The sequence below is a fragment of the Pantoea sp. Sc1 genome (genome assembly GCF_000255315.1).
GTDB classification, from domain to species: domain Bacteria; phylum Pseudomonadota; class Gammaproteobacteria; order Enterobacterales; family Enterobacteriaceae; genus Pantoea; species Pantoea anthophila.
Genome location: NZ_AJFP01000001.1, coordinates 2572498 through 2589048 on the forward strand (window position 1 = coordinate 2572498; position 16551 = coordinate 2589048).

15 protein-coding genes and 1 pseudogene are annotated in these 16551 nt (G+C 57.0%); 2 read left to right on the forward strand and 14 right to left on the reverse strand.

What is annotated here, in order from left to right; genetic code table 11:
* Positions 1 to 18: 18 nt before the first annotated feature.
* From holB to yceD, 12 genes and pseudogenes are all read right to left on the reverse strand, one after another.
* Positions 19 to 1007: pseudogene (gene holB / locus S7A_RS11880) on the reverse strand (DNA polymerase III subunit delta').
* Positions 1007 to 1639: a dTMP kinase gene (gene tmk, locus S7A_RS11885; RefSeq protein WP_009090858.1), complete on the reverse strand. Its 633-nt coding sequence runs from the start codon at positions 1637 to 1639 to the stop codon at positions 1007 to 1009. The pseudogene holB and the gene tmk overlap by 1 nt, the downstream one beginning before the upstream one ends.
* Complete coding sequence (yceG, locus tag S7A_RS11890) at positions 1629 to 2648, reverse strand: cell division protein YceG (RefSeq protein ID WP_009090859.1); 1020 nt, start codon at positions 2646 to 2648, stop codon at positions 1629 to 1631. The genes tmk and yceG overlap by 11 nt, the downstream gene beginning before the upstream one ends.
* Positions 2645 to 3460 (reverse strand): aminodeoxychorismate lyase, encoded by an 816-nt coding sequence (gene pabC / locus S7A_RS11895; protein WP_009090860.1) that lies wholly within the window; start codon positions 3458 to 3460, stop codon positions 2645 to 2647. The genes yceG and pabC overlap by 4 nt, the downstream gene beginning before the upstream one ends.
* Before the next feature lie 91 nt (positions 3461 to 3551).
* Entirely contained in the window at positions 3552 to 4793 is a 1242-nt protein-coding gene (fabF, locus tag S7A_RS11900; RefSeq protein ID WP_009090861.1) for a beta-ketoacyl-ACP synthase II, read from the reverse strand.
* Positions 4794 to 4877: 84 nt separating this feature from the next.
* Positions 4878 to 5114, reverse strand: coding sequence for an acyl carrier protein (gene acpP / locus S7A_RS11905; RefSeq protein ID WP_003849865.1), 237 nt, complete (start codon positions 5112 to 5114; stop codon positions 4878 to 4880).
* Positions 5115 to 5268: 154 nt separating this feature from the next.
* Entirely contained in the window at positions 5269 to 6003 is a 735-nt protein-coding gene (gene fabG, locus S7A_RS11910) for a 3-oxoacyl-ACP reductase FabG (RefSeq protein WP_009090862.1), read from the reverse strand.
* 10 nt (positions 6004 to 6013) lie between these two features.
* The gene (fabD, locus tag S7A_RS11915; protein WP_009090863.1) at positions 6014 to 6946 is read right to left on the reverse strand and encodes an ACP S-malonyltransferase; all 933 of its coding nucleotides are present in this window, start codon (positions 6944 to 6946) and stop codon (positions 6014 to 6016) included.
* 16 nt (positions 6947 to 6962) lie between these two features.
* Entirely contained in the window at positions 6963 to 7916 is a 954-nt protein-coding gene (locus S7A_RS11920; protein WP_009090864.1) for a beta-ketoacyl-ACP synthase III, read from the reverse strand.
* Positions 7917 to 8957, reverse strand: coding sequence for a phosphate acyltransferase PlsX (gene plsX, locus S7A_RS11925; RefSeq protein WP_009090865.1), 1041 nt, complete (start codon positions 8955 to 8957; stop codon positions 7917 to 7919).
* 25 nt (positions 8958 to 8982) lie between these two features.
* Positions 8983 to 9153 carry a 50S ribosomal protein L32 gene (rpmF, locus tag S7A_RS20860; protein ID WP_003849870.1) on the reverse strand — a complete coding sequence of 57 codons (171 nt, stop codon included), beginning with the start codon at positions 9151 to 9153 and terminating at the stop codon, positions 8983 to 8985.
* Between the two features lie 14 nt (positions 9154 to 9167).
* On the reverse strand, positions 9168 to 9689 hold the full coding sequence (gene yceD / locus S7A_RS11930; protein ID WP_009090867.1) for a 23S rRNA accumulation protein YceD: 522 nt from the start codon (positions 9687 to 9689) through the stop codon (positions 9168 to 9170).
* A 140-nt stretch (positions 9690 to 9829) separates the two neighbouring features.
* Here yceD and S7A_RS11935 point away from each other — a divergent pair, with 140 nt between their 5' ends.
* The gene (locus S7A_RS11935) at positions 9830 to 10417 is read left to right on the forward strand and encodes a nucleoside triphosphate pyrophosphatase (RefSeq protein WP_009090868.1); all 588 of its coding nucleotides are present in this window, start codon (positions 9830 to 9832) and stop codon (positions 10415 to 10417) included.
* Positions 10418 to 10428: 11 nt separating this feature from the next.
* On the opposite strand, the gene rluC is transcribed toward S7A_RS11935, so the two are convergent.
* Positions 10429 to 11385 (reverse strand): 23S rRNA pseudouridine(955/2504/2580) synthase RluC, encoded by a 957-nt coding sequence (rluC, locus tag S7A_RS11940; protein ID WP_009090870.1) that lies wholly within the window; start codon positions 11383 to 11385, stop codon positions 10429 to 10431.
* A 572-nt stretch (positions 11386 to 11957) separates the two neighbouring features.
* Here rluC and rne point away from each other — a divergent pair.
* Positions 11958 to 15404 carry a ribonuclease E gene (rne, locus tag S7A_RS11945; protein ID WP_033736335.1) on the forward strand — a complete coding sequence of 1149 codons (3447 nt, stop codon included), beginning with the start codon at positions 11958 to 11960 and terminating at the stop codon, positions 15402 to 15404.
* A 179-nt stretch (positions 15405 to 15583) separates the two neighbouring features.
* Here the strand turns inward: rne and flgL are convergent, their stop codons facing one another.
* Entirely contained in the window at positions 15584 to 16549 is a 966-nt protein-coding gene (flgL, locus tag S7A_RS11950; RefSeq protein ID WP_009090872.1) for a flagellar hook-associated protein FlgL, read from the reverse strand.
* Between the last annotated feature and the right edge of the window lie 2 nt (positions 16550 to 16551).

Sequence of the window (16551 nt, forward strand, 5' to 3'; positions counted from 1 at the left end):
AAAGACTCTCAGGGTGATTTAGCCGATCAGGGCGGGCTTCTGGTTATCTGCCCAGCTCAGGAGCTGATCGGTCAGCAATAATTCACGGTTGACTGACGCCACATGCAGTAGCTGTTCACGGCAGCGCATCCAGGTCCGGGCCGTGTTGTTGAGCGCGCTGGCTGAAAAGTGGCTGGCCAGTAAGGCCACCACATCCTGGCGATCGATGTTGCTCAGCCACTGCTCCGCATTCTGCTGCCATTTCATGGCGTCCAGCAGTAATGAAATCAGCCAGCCAATGCGTACTGCCGCATCGTCTGCATTCAGCACAGGCAGCAGTTGCAGGATGTCATGCTGCAACGCCGCAGGCAGTGCGTCGCAGAGCTTCTGTCTGGCCTGCCACGGCCCGGTGTCCAGCAGGCTCAGCGCCGCACCGGGCGCGCCCGCGCTCAGGCGTAACGCCGCCAGCAGCATCGCTTCATCCTGTGAGGCGTGCTTCTTCAGCCAGAGCAGGCTCTGCCCTTCATCCGGTGGCGTCAGGTGCAGCGTCATGCAGCGACTGCGCAGCGTTGCCAGCAGCCGTGACGGATCGCGGCTGCTGAGGAAGAACCAGCTGTTAGCGGGCGGCTCTTCCAGCGTTTTCAGCAGGGCGTTGGCCGCCGCTTCCGAAAGCTGTGCCGCATCCGGCAGCCAGACGACTTTTGCCCCCCCTGCTGACCAAAGTGGTACATTTTTTCTGTCACCTGCCGCACTGCATCAATGCCCAGCGTGGATTTACCTTTCTCCGCCTCAAGCCGGTACCAGTCCGGGTGCGTATTGGCCTGCATCAGCTGGCAACCGTGGCACTGGCCGCAACTTTTCAGGCCATCCGGCTGCTGACACATCAGCCAGCGGCTCATTCCCCAGACCAGCGCCTCATCGCCCATGCCCGTCATCGCATGGATCATCAGCGCATGGTGAGCGCGATTCTCCTGATGCTGGCTGATGATCTGGCGATAAGGCTGGTTCAGCCACGGATACCAGTTCATCACGCCTGCTCCGCCAGCCACGTATCCAGCGCTGCCTGAAGTGACGCTGTCACATCAGGCAGCGCCTGCGTGGCATCAATCGTGAGGATGGCCGGATCCGCGGCTGCCAGCGCCAGGTAGCGCGCCCGGGTGCGTTCGAAGAAGCGCAGTGACTCCTGCTCAATGCGGTCCAGTTCACCGCGTGCCCGGGCACGCTGCAGACCGATCTCAGGTGTCACATCCAGATAGAGCGTCAGATCCGGACGGAAGTCGCCGAGTACCGCACTGCGCAGCGTCTGCATCAGATCGCTGTCGAGTCCCCGTCCGCCCCCCTGATAAGCCTGAGAGGAGAGATCGTGACGATCGCCGATCACCCAGGCCCCGCGCGCCAGTGCCGGTTTGATCACGGTTTCCACCAGCTGAACCCGAGCAGCGTAGAGCATCAGCAGTTCCGCTTTATCGGTAACCTGTTCACCCTCAATCCCCTGCTTGACCAGCACCCGCAGCTGTTCCGCCAGCGGCGTTCCGCCTGGCTCCCGGGTAAAGACCAGATCGGTGATGCCCCGGGCGCGCAGCGTGGCGACGATAGCGTCGCGCGCGGTGGTTTTTCCGGCGCCTTCCAGGCCTTCAATGACGATAAACTTACTGTCCATTTTTTTCCTTAAGCGTCTGCCGGTAGACCTGCACCGCCTTATTATGGCTGGCAAGATTTGTGGTAAAGGTATGCCCGCCCTTGCCATCCGCCACAAAGTAGAGATAGTTGGTTTTTTCCGGATGGGCCGCTGCCTGCAGCGAGGCTTTGCCCGGTATGGCGATCGGGCCAGGCGGCAGGCCATTAATCATATAGGTATTGTAACTGCTGGCTGTCTCCAGATCTTTACGGGTCAGCGTACCGGTGTAGCTGTCGCCCATGCCATAGATCACCGTGGGATCGGTCTGGAGTCGCATCCCCGTACGCAGACGATTGATAAAGACCGACGCAACCCGCTCACGCTCGGCGCTGACGGCGGTCTCTTTTTCAATAATAGAGGCCATCGTGACCAGATCCTGCGGCGTTTTATAGGGCAGATTGTCTGCCCGGCCCTGCCACACTTCCTCAATGGTTTTTTTCATGCGTTCATGTGCACGCTGCAGCAGCGAAACATCGGTGGTGTTTGCCGTGTAGAGCCAGGTATCGGGGAAAAAGTTGCCCTCCAGCTGATCCGCTGGCACGTTAAGCGCGCTGGCAACGGTAGCGAACTGATCGTCTTTCAGGGTATGCCGGATATAGGGTGCCTTGCGCAGTTCACTCAGCCACTCTTTCAGCCGCTGACCTTCCACGAACCGCAACGGGAACTGGGCTTCTTTACCGCTGGCCAGCAGCTGTAACAGCGAACGCACCGTCATGGTCGGCTCAAGGCGATAGGTTCCCGCCTTAAACGTCGCCAGTTCCGGCTCCAGCTTCAGCAGCGCACCGAACCAGATGCTCTCAGGTATGATCTTCTGCTCTTCCAGCTGCGCTTCAAGCGCCACCCGACCCGTACCGGCAGGCAGCGTGTAGATCGTTTCCTGATGCAGTGTTAAAGGGGTGGCCGCAAACTGCTTAACCTGCCAGTAACTGACAACCGCGGCGAGACCCACTATCGCCAGCAGAGCGGCGAGAATTTTTTTGCTTCGACTCATGATGCATCCATTATCTTTTCACAGCTTGCGAGCAACTGATTAAACAGCGAGCGTTCAGTAAAGTGCGACGCTTCTATCTGTCGGACCGGCAGAACCGGCATCAGCGCATTACATATCACCACTTCATCGGCGTCCAGCAACTGCGCCGGTTCACTTTTTATGACCTGGCAAGCCTGACCTGCCGCCGCGAGTTGTGCCATCAGACTCCGCCGCATAATGCCATCCACGCCCGATTCTGACAGATCGGGGGTGTAAATCTGCGTGCCGTGACGCCAGAATAAATTGGCCGCACAGCATTCCACCACCCAACCTTCAGTGTCAAGCACCAGCGCCTCGTCGGCGTCTGTCTGGTCAAGATGAGCCCTGATCAGCACCTGCTCCAGGCGATTAAGATGTTTGATACCAGCAAACAGAGGATTACGCGCCAGACGAACCGGACTGAGGCTGAGAGACACACCACGCTGCTGCAACGTGGCGTAATGGTGCGGCCAGGGCGCGAGCGAAACAATCCGTGTGGGTTCGGCGCAGCCCTGCCGGCTGTATCCGCGTCCGCCGCTACCGGCGCTGATAATCACTTTCAGAACGGCCTGCTCCTGCCCCTGCGCGGCCTGTTTCATCTCAGCCTCAAGCTGAAGCCAGTCAGTGCCGCCGATCCATAACCGTTCGCAGCCCTGCCTGAGCCGCTGAAGGTGGTTCTCCAGCAGCAGAATGTTACCCTGTCGCACAGCCGCGGTGGTAAAGCAGCCATCGCCAAACTGCAGGCCACGGTCGCTGGCTGCCAGCGTTGATTGTTTGATACCGTTAATCCACATCGTTCTCTCCCGGGGATGACGTGTGATTTCAGCGCATTCTGCAGGATAAAAAAAGGCCCGCATCGCGGGCCTTTTTACGCATCAACACCGATTACACTTTACGGAAAATCAACGAACCGTTGGTTCCGCCAAAGCCAAAGGAGTTACACAGCGTGTATTCCAGGCCGGTAACCTGACGTGCGGTATGAGGCACGAAGTCGAGATCGCAGCCTTCATCCGGATTGTCGAGGTTGATGGTCGGTGGAATCGCCTGATCGCGCAGCGCCAGAATCGAGTAGATCGCCTCCACCGCGCCTGCCGCACCCAGCAGGTGACCGGTCATCGACTTAGTCGAGCTGACCATCACGCTCTGTGCCGCCGCACCAAACACGGATTTCACTGCCTGCGCTTCCGCTTTGTCACCGGCCGGCGTTGACGTGCCGTGCGCGTTGACGTAGCCGATCTGCGCCGGATCCAGCTGAGCGTCACGCAGCGCGTTGACCATCGCTGCCGCCGCACCTGAACCGTTTTCCGGTGGTGATGTCATGTGATAAGCGTCGCTGCTCATGCCGAAACCGACGATTTCTGCATAGATTTTCGCGCCGCGTTTTTTCGCGTGTTCGTACTCTTCCAGCACCACGATACCGGCACCGTCGCCCAGCACAAAACCATCCCGATCTTTATCCCACGGACGGCTTGCCGCCTGCGGGTTGTCGTTACGGGTTGAGAGCGCACGTGCAGCACCAAAACCGCCCACGCCCAATGGCGTACTGGCTTTCTCTGTGCCACCTGCCAGCATCACGTCAGCATCGTTATAGGCGATGATACGTGCAGCATGACCGATGTTATGGACGCCAGAAGTACAGGCTGTCGCAATAGAGATGCTCGGACCTTTCAGGCCATACATGATGGTGAGATGACCCGCCACCATGTTAACGATGGTTGAAGGCACAAAGAATGGACTGATTTTGCGCGGGCCGCCGTTGACCAGGGAAGTATGATTCTCTTCAATCAGACCCAGGCCACCGATGCCGGAGCCAATCGCTGCGCCCATACGGCCTGCATTTTCCTCGGTCACAACCAGACCGCTGTCCTGCATGGCCTGAATACCAGCCACGATGCCGTATTGGATGAATTCGTCCATCTTGCGCTGATCTTTGCGCGAGATGAAATCATCACAATTAAAATCTCTTACCAGACCTGCAAAACGCGTTGCATAAGCACTGGTATCAAAATGGTCGATCAGGGTAATGCCGCTCTGACCGGCAAGGAGAGCACTCCAGGTAGACTCTACGGTATTGCCGACAGGAGACAACATGCCAAGACCAGTCACAACTACACGACGCTTAGACACGTTCGTCCTCCAGGGAGGGGAAATAGGAACTATGTGGGACAAACAAAAAAATCAGGCGGTCGAGCGACCGCCTGAAGATATTCATTAGCCTTTATGGCTATTGATGTAGTCGATCGCTGCCTGAACGGTAGTGATTTTCTCAGCTTCTTCGTCTGGAATCTCAGTATCAAACTCTTCTTCCAGAGCCATCACCAGCTCAACGGTATCAAGAGAATCGGCACCCAGGTCTTCTACGAAAGATGCAGAGTTGGTGACTTCTTCCTCTTTCACACCCAGCTGCTCACTGATGATTTTCTTAACGCGTTGTTCGATATCGCTCATACTATTTAATTTCCTATCAAAACTCGCTTTCGCGATGGTTTTCGTAGTGTATAAAATGGTGAAAAAGATGCAACAAAATCCCGGCTGGTCTAACCACGATTTTGCGTTATTTTGCGGTTTTAACCGCAAATAATGCAAATGATTTCGTGATTTATCAGACCATGTACATTCCGCCATTGACGTGCAGCGTTTCACCTGTAATGTAGGCTGCTTCGTCAGAGGCTAAAAATGCCACAGCATTGGCGATTTCCTGCGCTTCGCCTAAGCGACCCGCTGGCACTTCCGCCAAAATACCGGAACGTTGATCTTCGTTCAGTGCCCGCGTCATGTCAGTCTCAATAAAGCCTGGAGCCACGACGTTGACGGTAATGCCACGTGACGCGATTTCGCGCGCCAGTGATTTGCTAAAGCCAATCAAACCCGCTTTTGCTGCTGCGTAGTTTGCCTGGCCCGCGTTACCCATGGTGCCGACAACGGAACCAATGGTGATGATACGGCCCACGCGCTTTTTCATCATGGCACGCAGAACCGCCTTAGAAAGGCGGAATACCGATGTGAGGTTAGTATCCAGGATATCCTGCCACTCATCGTCCTTCATGCGCATGAGAAGATTGTCACGCGTAATGCCTGCATTATTGACTAAAATATCCACTTCGCCAAATTCAGCGCGAATATTCTCTAAAACGCTGTTAATGGAGTCAGCGTCAGTCACATTCAGTAACAGGCCTTTGCCCTTGTCGCCAAGGTAAGCACTGATGGCGTCGGCGCCACTCTGGCTGGTTGCAGTTCCGACGACTCTGGCACCGCGTGCCACCAGGGTTTCTGCAATCGCACGACCAATGCCGCGACTCGCGCCGGTAACCAGCGCAACTTTACCTTCAAAGCTCATGATTTTCCTCTTATTCCTTTCCGAGTGCAGCGTTCAGTGAAGCCGTATCGTTCACGGCAGCAGCGGTCAGGGTATCGACAATGCGTTTGGTCAGACCGGTCAGGACTTTGCCCGGACCCATCTCCAGCAGGTGTGTCACGCCCTGTGCTGCCATCGCTTCCACGCTCTCGGTCCAGCGAACCGGGCTGTAAAGCTGACGAACCAGCGCATGGCGGATAGCCGACGCGTCGGATTCTGCTTTGACATCGACATTATTAATGACCGGCACCGCTGGCGTATTAAACGTTATGCCTTCAAGCGCCACCGCCAGTTTGTCGGCAGCAGGCTTCATCAGTGCGCAGTGGGAAGGCACGCTGACCGGCAGCGGTAAGGCACGCTTGGCACCCGCTGCTTTACAGGCAGCGCCTGCACGTTCAACGGCTTCTTTGTTACCCGCAATGACCACCTGGCCTGGCGAGTTGAAGTTTACCGGCGAAACAACCTGGCCCTGAGCACTCTCTTCACAGGCCTGACGGATAGCGGCGTCATCCAGGCCAATAATCGCCTGCATTGCGCCCGTGCCTTCCGGCACCGCTTCCTGCATCAGTTTGCCGCGCAGCTCAACCAGTTTCACCGCGTCAGCGAAGTTGAGCACGCCTGCACACACCAGTGCCGAGTACTCGCCCAGGCTGTGACCGGCCATCAGAACGGGCTGTTCGCCGCCCTGCGCCTGCCAGACACGATAGATAGCCACGGAGGCGGCCAGCAGGGCTGGCTGAGTCTGCCAGGTTTTATTCAGCTCTTCAGCCGGACCCTGACTGACTAACTGCCACAGATCGTATCCCAGCGCGTCAGAAGCCTCACGGAAGGTCTCTTCAACCTGCGGATAAGTGGCTGCTAATTCAGCCAGCATGCCCACGGTCTGTGAACCCTGACCGGGAAAAACAAATGCAATTTGCGTCATCTTTCGTTCCTGTCAATCAAAAGCGAACCAGCGCAGAACCCCAGGTGAATCCACCACCAAAGGCTTCCAGCAGAATAAGGTGTCCGGGTTTGATGCGGCCATCACGAACCGCTTCGTCCAGTGCGCTTGGCACCGAGGCGGCAGAGGTGTTGCCGTGGCGATCCAGTGTGACGACCACTTTATCCATGGTCATGCCGAGTTTTTTCGCGGTGGCGCTGATGATGCGCAGGTTAGCCTGATGCGGCACCAGCCAATCCAGCATTTCACGATCGAGATTATTGGCCTGCAGCGTTTCGTCAACGATGTGGGCCAGCTCGGTTACGGCGACTTTAAAGACTTCGTTGCCCGCCATGGTGACATAGGCAGGCTGATCCTGATGCGCGCGATCCTGATAAGGCAGGGTCAGCAGCTGCGAATAGCGACCGTCGGCGTGCAGATGGGTAGAGATGATCCCCTGCTCTTCGCTCTGGCCCAGCACAACCGCACCCGCGCCATCACCGAACAGGATGATGGTGCCGCGATCTTCCGGATCCAGCGCACGCGCCAGCACATCAGCACCAATCACCAGCGCATGTTTTACGGCGCCATTTTTGATGTATTGATCGGCCACGCTCAGTGCATAGGTGAAACCGGCGCAGGCGGCCGCAAGGTCAAACGCCGCGCAGTCTTTAATCTCCAGCATTTGCTGGATCATGCAGGCGGAGCTCGGGAAGGCATGGCTGGAAGAGGTTGTGGCGACAATGATCAGCCCAACGTCGTTCGCCTCAATGCCGGCCATTTCCAGCGCGCGCTGAGCGGCGCTGAATCCCATGGTGGCGACGGTTTCGTCAGGTGCAGCAATGCGACGCTCACGGATGCCGGTACGGGTAACAATCCACTCGTCCGACGTCTCCACCATTTTTTCCAGATCGGCATTGGTGCGAACCTGGCTGGGCAGATAACTGCCCGTACCGATAATTTTGGTATACATCTAGGCTTTGTCACTCCTGGCTAATACAGCATCAAGGCGCGCAGCAATTCGTTCGGGAATTTGCTGCCTCACCGCCTGCTCTGCCTGTTCTATCGCCACGGCGAAGGCGTGTTGATTTGCTGCGCCGTGACTCTTGATCACTGTTCCGCGCAATCCTAACAGACAAGCGCCATTGTACTGGTCGGGGTTGAGATGCCCGAAGCGCTTTGCCAGACGTTTCTGAACCCAGCGCCCCAGCAACTGAAGCCACCATGACCGTTTTTTGCCTTCCCCTGAGGACTTCAGCAGAGAAAGAAACATTCTTACCACGCCTTCCATCGTCTTCAGCGTGACGTTCCCGACAAAACCGTCACAGACCATGACATCGGTTTTACCGGTCAGCAGCTCATTACCTTCGAGGTAACCAATATAGTTGATGTGCGGTGATTCTCGCAGCATAACCGCGGCGTCACGGATCGTTTCCAGCCCTTTGGTCTCTTCATGACCGATGTTGAGCAGTGCAACACGGGGCTGAGAAATCCCCAGTACATACTCGGCCATCACGGAACCCATCACGGCAAACTGCACCAGCATCGCACTGTCTGAGTCCACATTCGCGCCCAGATCGAGTACCACCGTTTTACCCTGCTGCTGATGCGGCAAAACGGACATCAGCGCCGGACGCTTAATGCCGTCCAGCGGTTTTAATAAGAGTGTCGACAGCCCCATCAAAGCCCCGGTATTACCGGCGCTGATACAGGCCTGGGCACGTCCCTCTTTCACCATCTCCAGCGCCACACGCATTGAGCTGCCGCGACTGTTCCGGATGGCCTGAGCGGGCCGCGCATCACTTGCAATAACCGATTCGGCAGGGATAACCTGCAAACGCCCCATCAGGGAGGAATCCGCTTTGGCAAGCAATGGCATGAGAGTGTCGGGATGTCCGACAAGAAGAAGGAATAGTTCCGAATGAGAGGCCAGTGCCTGCAATGCTGCAGGCACTGTCACGCAGGGACCGAAGTCCCCGCCCATGGCATCAATCGCCAGGGTCAAACGTGTCAAGGTATCGCCTTGCTAAGCAAGAAACTTACTTAACGATAACCTTGCGACCGCGGTAGTAACCGTCCGCAGTGATGTGGTGACGCAGATGAGTTTCGCCAGAAACTTTATCTACTGACAGAGCAGCAGTGGTCAGCGCATCGTGCGAACGACGCATACCACGCTTAGAACGGGTGGGTTTATTCTGTTGTACGGCCATGGACCTTACTCCTATTACTTACGCTTTAAACTGGCTAATACGGCAAATGGATTTGGTTTCTCCGCCTCTGCAGGCAGTTTGCCAAAGACCATGTCCGCCTCGGACACTTCACAGTGTTCAGAATCGTGCACCGGAACGACCGGCAGCGCGAGGATCAGTTCATCCTCAACAACCGCCAGCAGATCGATCTCACCAAATTCGTTGACATCGACCGGCTCGTACGCTTCCGGCAATGCTTCGGCCTGCTCTTCAGAAGAGACGGGACTGAAACAAAAACTGACTTTTACGTGATGGGGAAAGGTCTGGTTGCAGCGCTGACAACGCAACGTCACCTGAACTTCAGCAGTACCCGTCAGTACCGCCAGACGTTGGCTATCAACCGCGAACGACATGGCACAATCCACATCACTGTCCACACTAACGACCGACTCGGCCACACGCTCCACCTGTGCAGATGTGTAGACACCCTGATAATCAAGGCGCTTCTGAGCGGTGCGGACAGGGTCCAGCGTTAGGGGTAATTTTACCTTTTGCATAGGGCGCGCATATTAACTTTGTAATGTCATAGAGTCAAAGAAAAAGGCCGTTAAACAGCATCTTTCAACCACTATTCGCATCCAGTGCGGCGCACAGTTTAAAATGACTGTCACCAATTCGCTATTACTATTGAAAAAAAATGACGCCATCGATTCTTTTAGCTTCGACCTCCCCCTTCCGACAGGCGCTGCTGCGCAAGCTGGGGCTGCCTTTTATTACGGCTGCGCCAGAAGTAGATGAGTCGCCGCTGCCGGGTGAATCGGCGCAGGCGCTGGTGATGCGACTTGCCAAAGCCAAAGCGCAGGCGCTGGCAGAAACCTACCCCGGTCACTGGATTATCGGCTCTGACCAGGTCTGTGTACTGGATGGCGAGATTACCGGAAAGCCTCACACCGCAGAGAAGGCGCGGGCGCAGCTGCGTGCCGCCAGCGGCAAAGCGATCACGTTTTATACCGGCCTGGCACTCTGTCATCCCGCCAGTGGCACACTGCTGCAGGAGTGTGAACCTTTTGTGGTGCATTTCCGCACCTTAACCGAGGCAGAGATTACCGGCTATGTTGAGAAAGAGCAGCCGCTTCAGTGTGCGGGCAGCTTTAAAAGTGAGGGGCTGGGAATTTGTCTGTTTGATCGACTGGAGGGGCGCGACCCCAACACGCTGGTCGGCCTGCCGCTGATTGCGCTCAATGCAATGCTGCAGCAGGCCGGCATCAATCCTTTAACCGCGTGATGCCGGAGCACTCACCCTTTGCGCTGACGTAACCTGAGCAGACACTGCTTCAGTCCTTCGTCCAGCGGCGCTTCAACCCGCATCACGTCGCCCGTGCCAGGATGGGTAAAGGTCAGGGCCGCCGCGTGCAGGAAGAGGCGATTTAAGCCGGTTGCCGCCAGCTGACTGTCAAAGTCACGTTCGCCATAGCGATCGTCAAACGCGATAGGATGACCGGCGTGCAGCGTATGCACACGAATCTGGTGCGTGCGACCGGTTACCGGGCTGGCCTTCACCAGTGTGGCAAACTCAAACCGCTCTTCCACTTTAAAGCGGGTTTCAGAGGGTTTGCCTTCGCTGCTGACGCGTACCACGCGTTCGCCGCTCTGCAGAATATTTTTCAGCAGCGGAGCCTGAACCACTTTCAGGTGTGACGGCCAGTTGCCGCGCACCAGCGCCAGATAATCCTTCTGCATCCCTTTTTCGCGCAGTTGCTCATGCAGGGAGCGCAGCGCCGAGCGCTTTTTCGCCACCAGCAGAATACCGGAGGTGTCACGGTCCAGGCGATGCACCAGTTCCAGGAAGCGTGCTTCGGGACGCAGTGCGCGCAGGCCTTCAATGACGCCGAAGGTCAACCCGCTGCCTCCGTGAACGGCGGTGCCGGAAGGCTTGTTCATCACCAGCAGCGCCTCATCTTCATACAGAATGGCGTCAGCCAGTGAGGCCACTTTTGCCAGCTTCGGTGACACGGCCTCGTCATCGCGTTCGGCGACCCGCACCGGTGGAATGCGAACCTCATCGCCCTCCTCCAGCTTATATTCGGGCTTGACGCGCTTTTTATTTACCCGCACCTCGCCTTTGCGAACGATGCGATAAACCATGCTTTTTGGCACACCCTTGAGTTGGGTGCGCAAAAAGTTATCAATGCGTTGTCCGGCATTTTCAGCCGTGATGGCGACAAATTGTACGCCCGGATTCTCTGTTTTCATGGCGGCGATTCTAAATAGTGTCCCCTGATAGCGCCACCCCTTTTTCTGTGCTTAACTCTGGGGTTGATGTGGCGGCAGGTCGCCTCCCTGCTGACTTTTTCAGCAAACCGCTGCTTTGTCCGACACATTAATAAGTTAAATGTAAAGAAACTTCACAAGCTGGCTAAAGTCGCCTTGCTATATGAAGGTTAGCAGTGGAATAATGCTTGAGTTTCTTACCTGAAGCATTTCAGGGCAGAAAAAGAGCGAAATTGTCATTTTGCCGGATTGAGCAGACACGCAGCAATGGCGTAAGACGTAATGCGAAATCAGGCACTTAGCGGGCTGCGGGTTGCGGCCTGGACAACAGTATGGGATGCACGGGTTTTTTAATTGTCTCAGGCATTTCCACTATCTGGTGCTGTTTTCCCTTATGAAAAACAGGCCACCGACGTTATTTGCGCCCCTCGCGCGGTCGACAGCCGTGAGGTTGACGACATTGCACTAAGTCACGGGGCCATCGGTTGATACTCGTCCAGGGTAACTATGCCCGCAGCTGTAATCACTCATGAAAGAATAACGAGTAAGTCACGATGAAAAGAATGTTAATAAACGCAACTCAGCAGGAAGAGTTGCGCGTTGCCCTGGTTGACGGTCAGCGTCTGTACGACCTGGATATCGAAAGCCCCGGACACGAACAGAAAAAAGCCAACATCTACAAAGGTAAAATCACTCGCATTGAACCCAGCCTTGAAGCTGCGTTTGTCGACTACGGCGCAGAGCGTCACGGTTTCCTCCCGTTAAAAGAAATTTCCCGCGAATACTTCCCCTCCAGCTACAACGCGCATGGCCGTCCCAACATTAAAGATGTGCTGCGTGAAGGTCAGGAAGTGATTGTTCAGATCGATAAAGAAGAGCGCGGCAACAAAGGCGCGGCGCTGACCACCTTTATCTCGCTGGCGGGCAGTTATCTGGTGCTGATGCCGAACAACCCGCGTGCAGGCGGTATCTCCCGCCGCATTGAAGGTGACGACCGTACCGAGCTGAAAGAAGCCCTGTCTGCGCTGGAACTGCCGGAAGGCATGGGCCTGATCGTCCGTACCGCAGGCGTCGGCAAATCTGCCGAATCGCTGCAGTGGGATTTAAGTTTCCGTCTTAAGCACTGGGATGCGATCAAAAAAGCCGCAGAGAGCCGTCCAGCGCCCTTCCTGATCCATCAGGAAAGCAACGTGATTGTGCGTGCCTTCCGCGACTATCTGCGTCAGGACATCGGTGAAATCCTTATCGATAACCCGAAAGTTCTGGAGCTGGCGCGTCAGCACATCGCTGCGCTGGGCCGTCCGGACTTCAGCAGTAAAATCAAGCTCTACACCGGTGAAATCCCGCTGTTCAGCCACTATCAGATCGAATCGCAAATTGAATCCGCGTTCCAGCGCGAAGTTCGCCTGCCGTCCGGTGGCTCCATCGTCATCGACAGCACGGAAGCGCTGACCGCTATCGATATCAACTCAGCCCGTGCGACACGCGGCGGTGACATTGAAGAGACGGCGTTTAACACCAACCTGGAAGCGGCCGATGAGATTGCCCGTCAGCTGCGTCTGCGCGACCTGGGCGGGCTGATCGTTATCGATTACATCGATATGACTCCGGTTCGCCATCAGCGCGCCGTCGAGAATCGGCTGCGTGAAGCGGTCCGTCAGGATCGTGCCCGTATTCAGATCAGCCACATTTCACGTTTTGGCCTGCTGGAGATGTCACGTCAGCGCCTGAGTCCGTCACTGGGCGAGTCCAGCCACCACGTCTGCCCGCGCTGCAGCGGCACCGGCACCATTCGTGATAACGAATCACTGGCCCTGTCGATTCTGCGTCTGATTGAAGAAGAAGCGCTGAAAGACAACACCAAAGAAGTGCACGCGATTGTTCCGGTTCAGGTGGCCTCTTACCTGCTGAACGAAAAACGTGAAGCGGTCAACGCGATTGAAAAACGCCAGGGTGGTGTGCGGGCGATCATCGTTCCTGATGACAAGATGCAGACCCCACACTACTCCGTGCTGCGCGTGCGTAAAGGTGAAGAGACGCAGACCCTGAGTTATCACCTGCCGAAGCTGCATGAAGCTGAGATGGCGATGCCGTCGGATGAGGAGCACTCTGAGCGTCGTCGTCCTGAGCAGCCAGCTCTGGCCGCCTTTGTGATGCCTGATGCGCCGCCGGCCCCGGTTGAAGTCGCCCCTGAAGCGAAGCGTACCGAAAGCAAGCCCGCAGCAAAAGGCGCGCCGGCGGTGGCACCGTCAGCGACCGTCAGCACCGGTTTCTTCGGACGCCTGCTGGGTGGCCTGAAAAAAATGTTCGCGGGCGAAGAAGCCCCTGCTGCTAAGCCTGAGACCGCTGCCGTTGCTGAACCGCAGAAAGCCGCAGAAAGTGAGCAGGAGCAGAGCGCCTCCCGTGGCGGCGAGCGTCGCAACAACAACAACCGTCGCAACAACAATCGTCGTGAACGCACGCCGCGTAACGGTGACAATGCACAGTCACGCGAAGGCCGTGAACCGCGTGAAAGTCGCGAGCCACGTGAACCGCGTGAGAGCCGTGAGCCACGCGAAAGCCGCGAGCCGCGTGATGGCAACGATAATCGCCGCAACAAGCGTCAGTCTCAGTCTGGCGAGACTCGCGAAGAGCGTCCGGCACTGAGCGAAGAAGCGCGTCAGCAGCGTGAAGAGCAGCAGCAACAGCGCCGTGAACAGCGTGCTGAACGTCAGCGTCGTCGTCAGGAAGAGAAGCGCGCGGGTGAAGAAGCCGCCAAAGCCGCTGAGCAGTCAGCCGTGGCAGATGCGCCGGAAGCAACTGACGCACAGGAAGAGGAACGCGTTCAGGTTATGCCGCGTCGTAAGCCGCGTCAGCTGAACCAGAAGGTACGCGTTGATGACAACCGTCAGCCTGTGGCAGCGGATGCCAGCGACAATGCGCAGCCTGCCGAAGTGCGTCAGCCTCAGCCGGCCGACGTTGCTCAGCCGCAGCCTGAGTTGCAGAGTGCTCAGACTGACGAGCAGGATGACAACGAGAACCGCGACGGTGCGAATATGCCGCGTCGCTCACGTCGTTCACCGCGTCATCTGCGCGTCAGCGGACAACGTCGTCGTCGTTACCGTGATGAGCGTTATCCGACGCAGTCTGCAATGCCTCTGGCTGCGGCAGCAGCCTCACCTGAGATGGCGTCCGGTAAAGTCTGGGTTCGCTACCCGGTAAGCCAGGCCAGCGAAGAGCAGGTTCAGAATGTGACGCATGAGACACCGGCGTACAGCCCTGAAGAGAGCGCAGAAGCCACTGCGCTGCCGGTCGCGGCTGCGGCTGAATCCGCAGTACAGGCAGACGTCTCTGCAGAGCAGGCTGCGCCGCAAGCCGATGCGCCAGTTCAGCAGGCTGAAGCCGAAGCTGACGCCGCAGTACAGCAGGCTGAGCCACTGGCAGAAACGCCCGTGCCGGTGGTGAACACTGACGACACCCGTGCTATTGAAGCACCGGTTGATCAGCAGCCTTCTGTGGTCCCCGCTGCAGACGAAGCAAAAGCAGAAGTGGTCGCGGCTGAAGCCGTTCCTGCTGAACCGGTCACGGAAACCCCGGTTGCGGCCTCTGCGGATACCGCACAGCCAGCTGACGTTGCTGAGCACGCTGCCGTTGATGTCAGCGAAGCGATTGCCGCCGAGGTTGAAGAGGTTCTGAAGGCTCCGGTCGCAGCCGATGCTGACACCGCGCCGGTTCAGGAACCTCACGCACCGGTTGCCGCGCGCGATGTTGCGCCTGCAGCTCCCGTGACCGCAGCCGAGCCGGTAGCAGCCGCGCCTGCTGCTGATGCGGTAGCCAATGACGGCACGCGCTGGAAGCACTTCGCCTCTGCGCCAATGACTAAAGCCCCGGCGCCAGCCTGGCAGTCAGAACCGGCTCCGCAAAGTGACTGGGTACGTTCACCGTATCAGTTCGACGGTCGCGGTTCAGCAGGCGGTCACAGCGCCACGCATCAGGCAACAGCCCCGGCAACCAAGCCGTAATCTCTCAGCAGTTGTCATCTGAACCCCGGCCTTAGCCGGGGTTTTTTTATGGCTGCCATTCTGTCCCCCTGCTCCGCCAGTCGCTAAATCACAGGCAAAAAAAATCCCACCCTCCCTGAGGGGAGAGTGGGAAAAACTAAGCGTATCCGGTTAAAGTACGCTCAAATTTTCAGGTCAGATTACGAGTTCATCTTAAACAGTGACATCTTCGACATGTCGGTAAAGGTCTTATAAGAAGCCTGTAGTGCCGTCTGCTGCATGGTGTAGCTGGAAGCGGCCTCGGTGTAATCCACATTCACCAGGTCACTCATCTGGGAGTTATAGATCACGTCGCGGTCATCACCCTGCGCATTCAGCGTATCGATTTCAGACAGCTGGGTACCAATCTCAGCACGCACGGTTAAAACATTATTCAGCGCATTGCCCAGGCCGCGGTTGGTTTTATCCATGGCGTCCTGGAAGGTCTTTTTGGTTGCGGCGTCAGCATCATTCTGCGGCACTTTCAGTGCGGCAATCGCGCTATCCAGCATCTTAAACAGGTTGGTTTCGCTGGCGCTGCCATCCGGCTCTTTGGTTGCGTTGCTGGTGATAGACATAAAGACATTGTCACCGGTGTGCGCCACGGTCATGGTACGGCTGGTATCGACCTTCTGGGTGATGGCTTCTGTGCCGCCCGTGTAGGTGACGCCGGTTCCGGCACCATCAACAAAAGGTGCGCTGTCGGTTTTATAACCGGCAAAGATGTAGCGTCCGTTGGCATCCTGGCTGTTTGCCTGGTTCAGCAACTGAGCACGGATCCCCTCCAGCTGGGTGGCGATCGAGCCACGGTCATCGTCGCTCAGCGTACCGGTTGAACCGTTGATGATCAGCGTCTGTGCGCTCTGAATACTGCTGGTCACGCCTTTCAGCGCATTCTCTTCCAGGGAGAGCCCCTGCTCAGCAAAGGTACGCGCCAGCGCATACTGACTTCCCTTCTGCTGGGTCTGTGACAGCACCACCGCGCGTGACGCCGCAATCGGGTCATCCGAGGGATTCGTTACACGGCGACCGCTGGAGAGCTGCTCACCCACTTTCAGCCAGGAGGCCTGCGAGTCGGTAATGCCGCGCACCTGCTGGTCAAAAATCATATTTGTACTGATTCGCATGT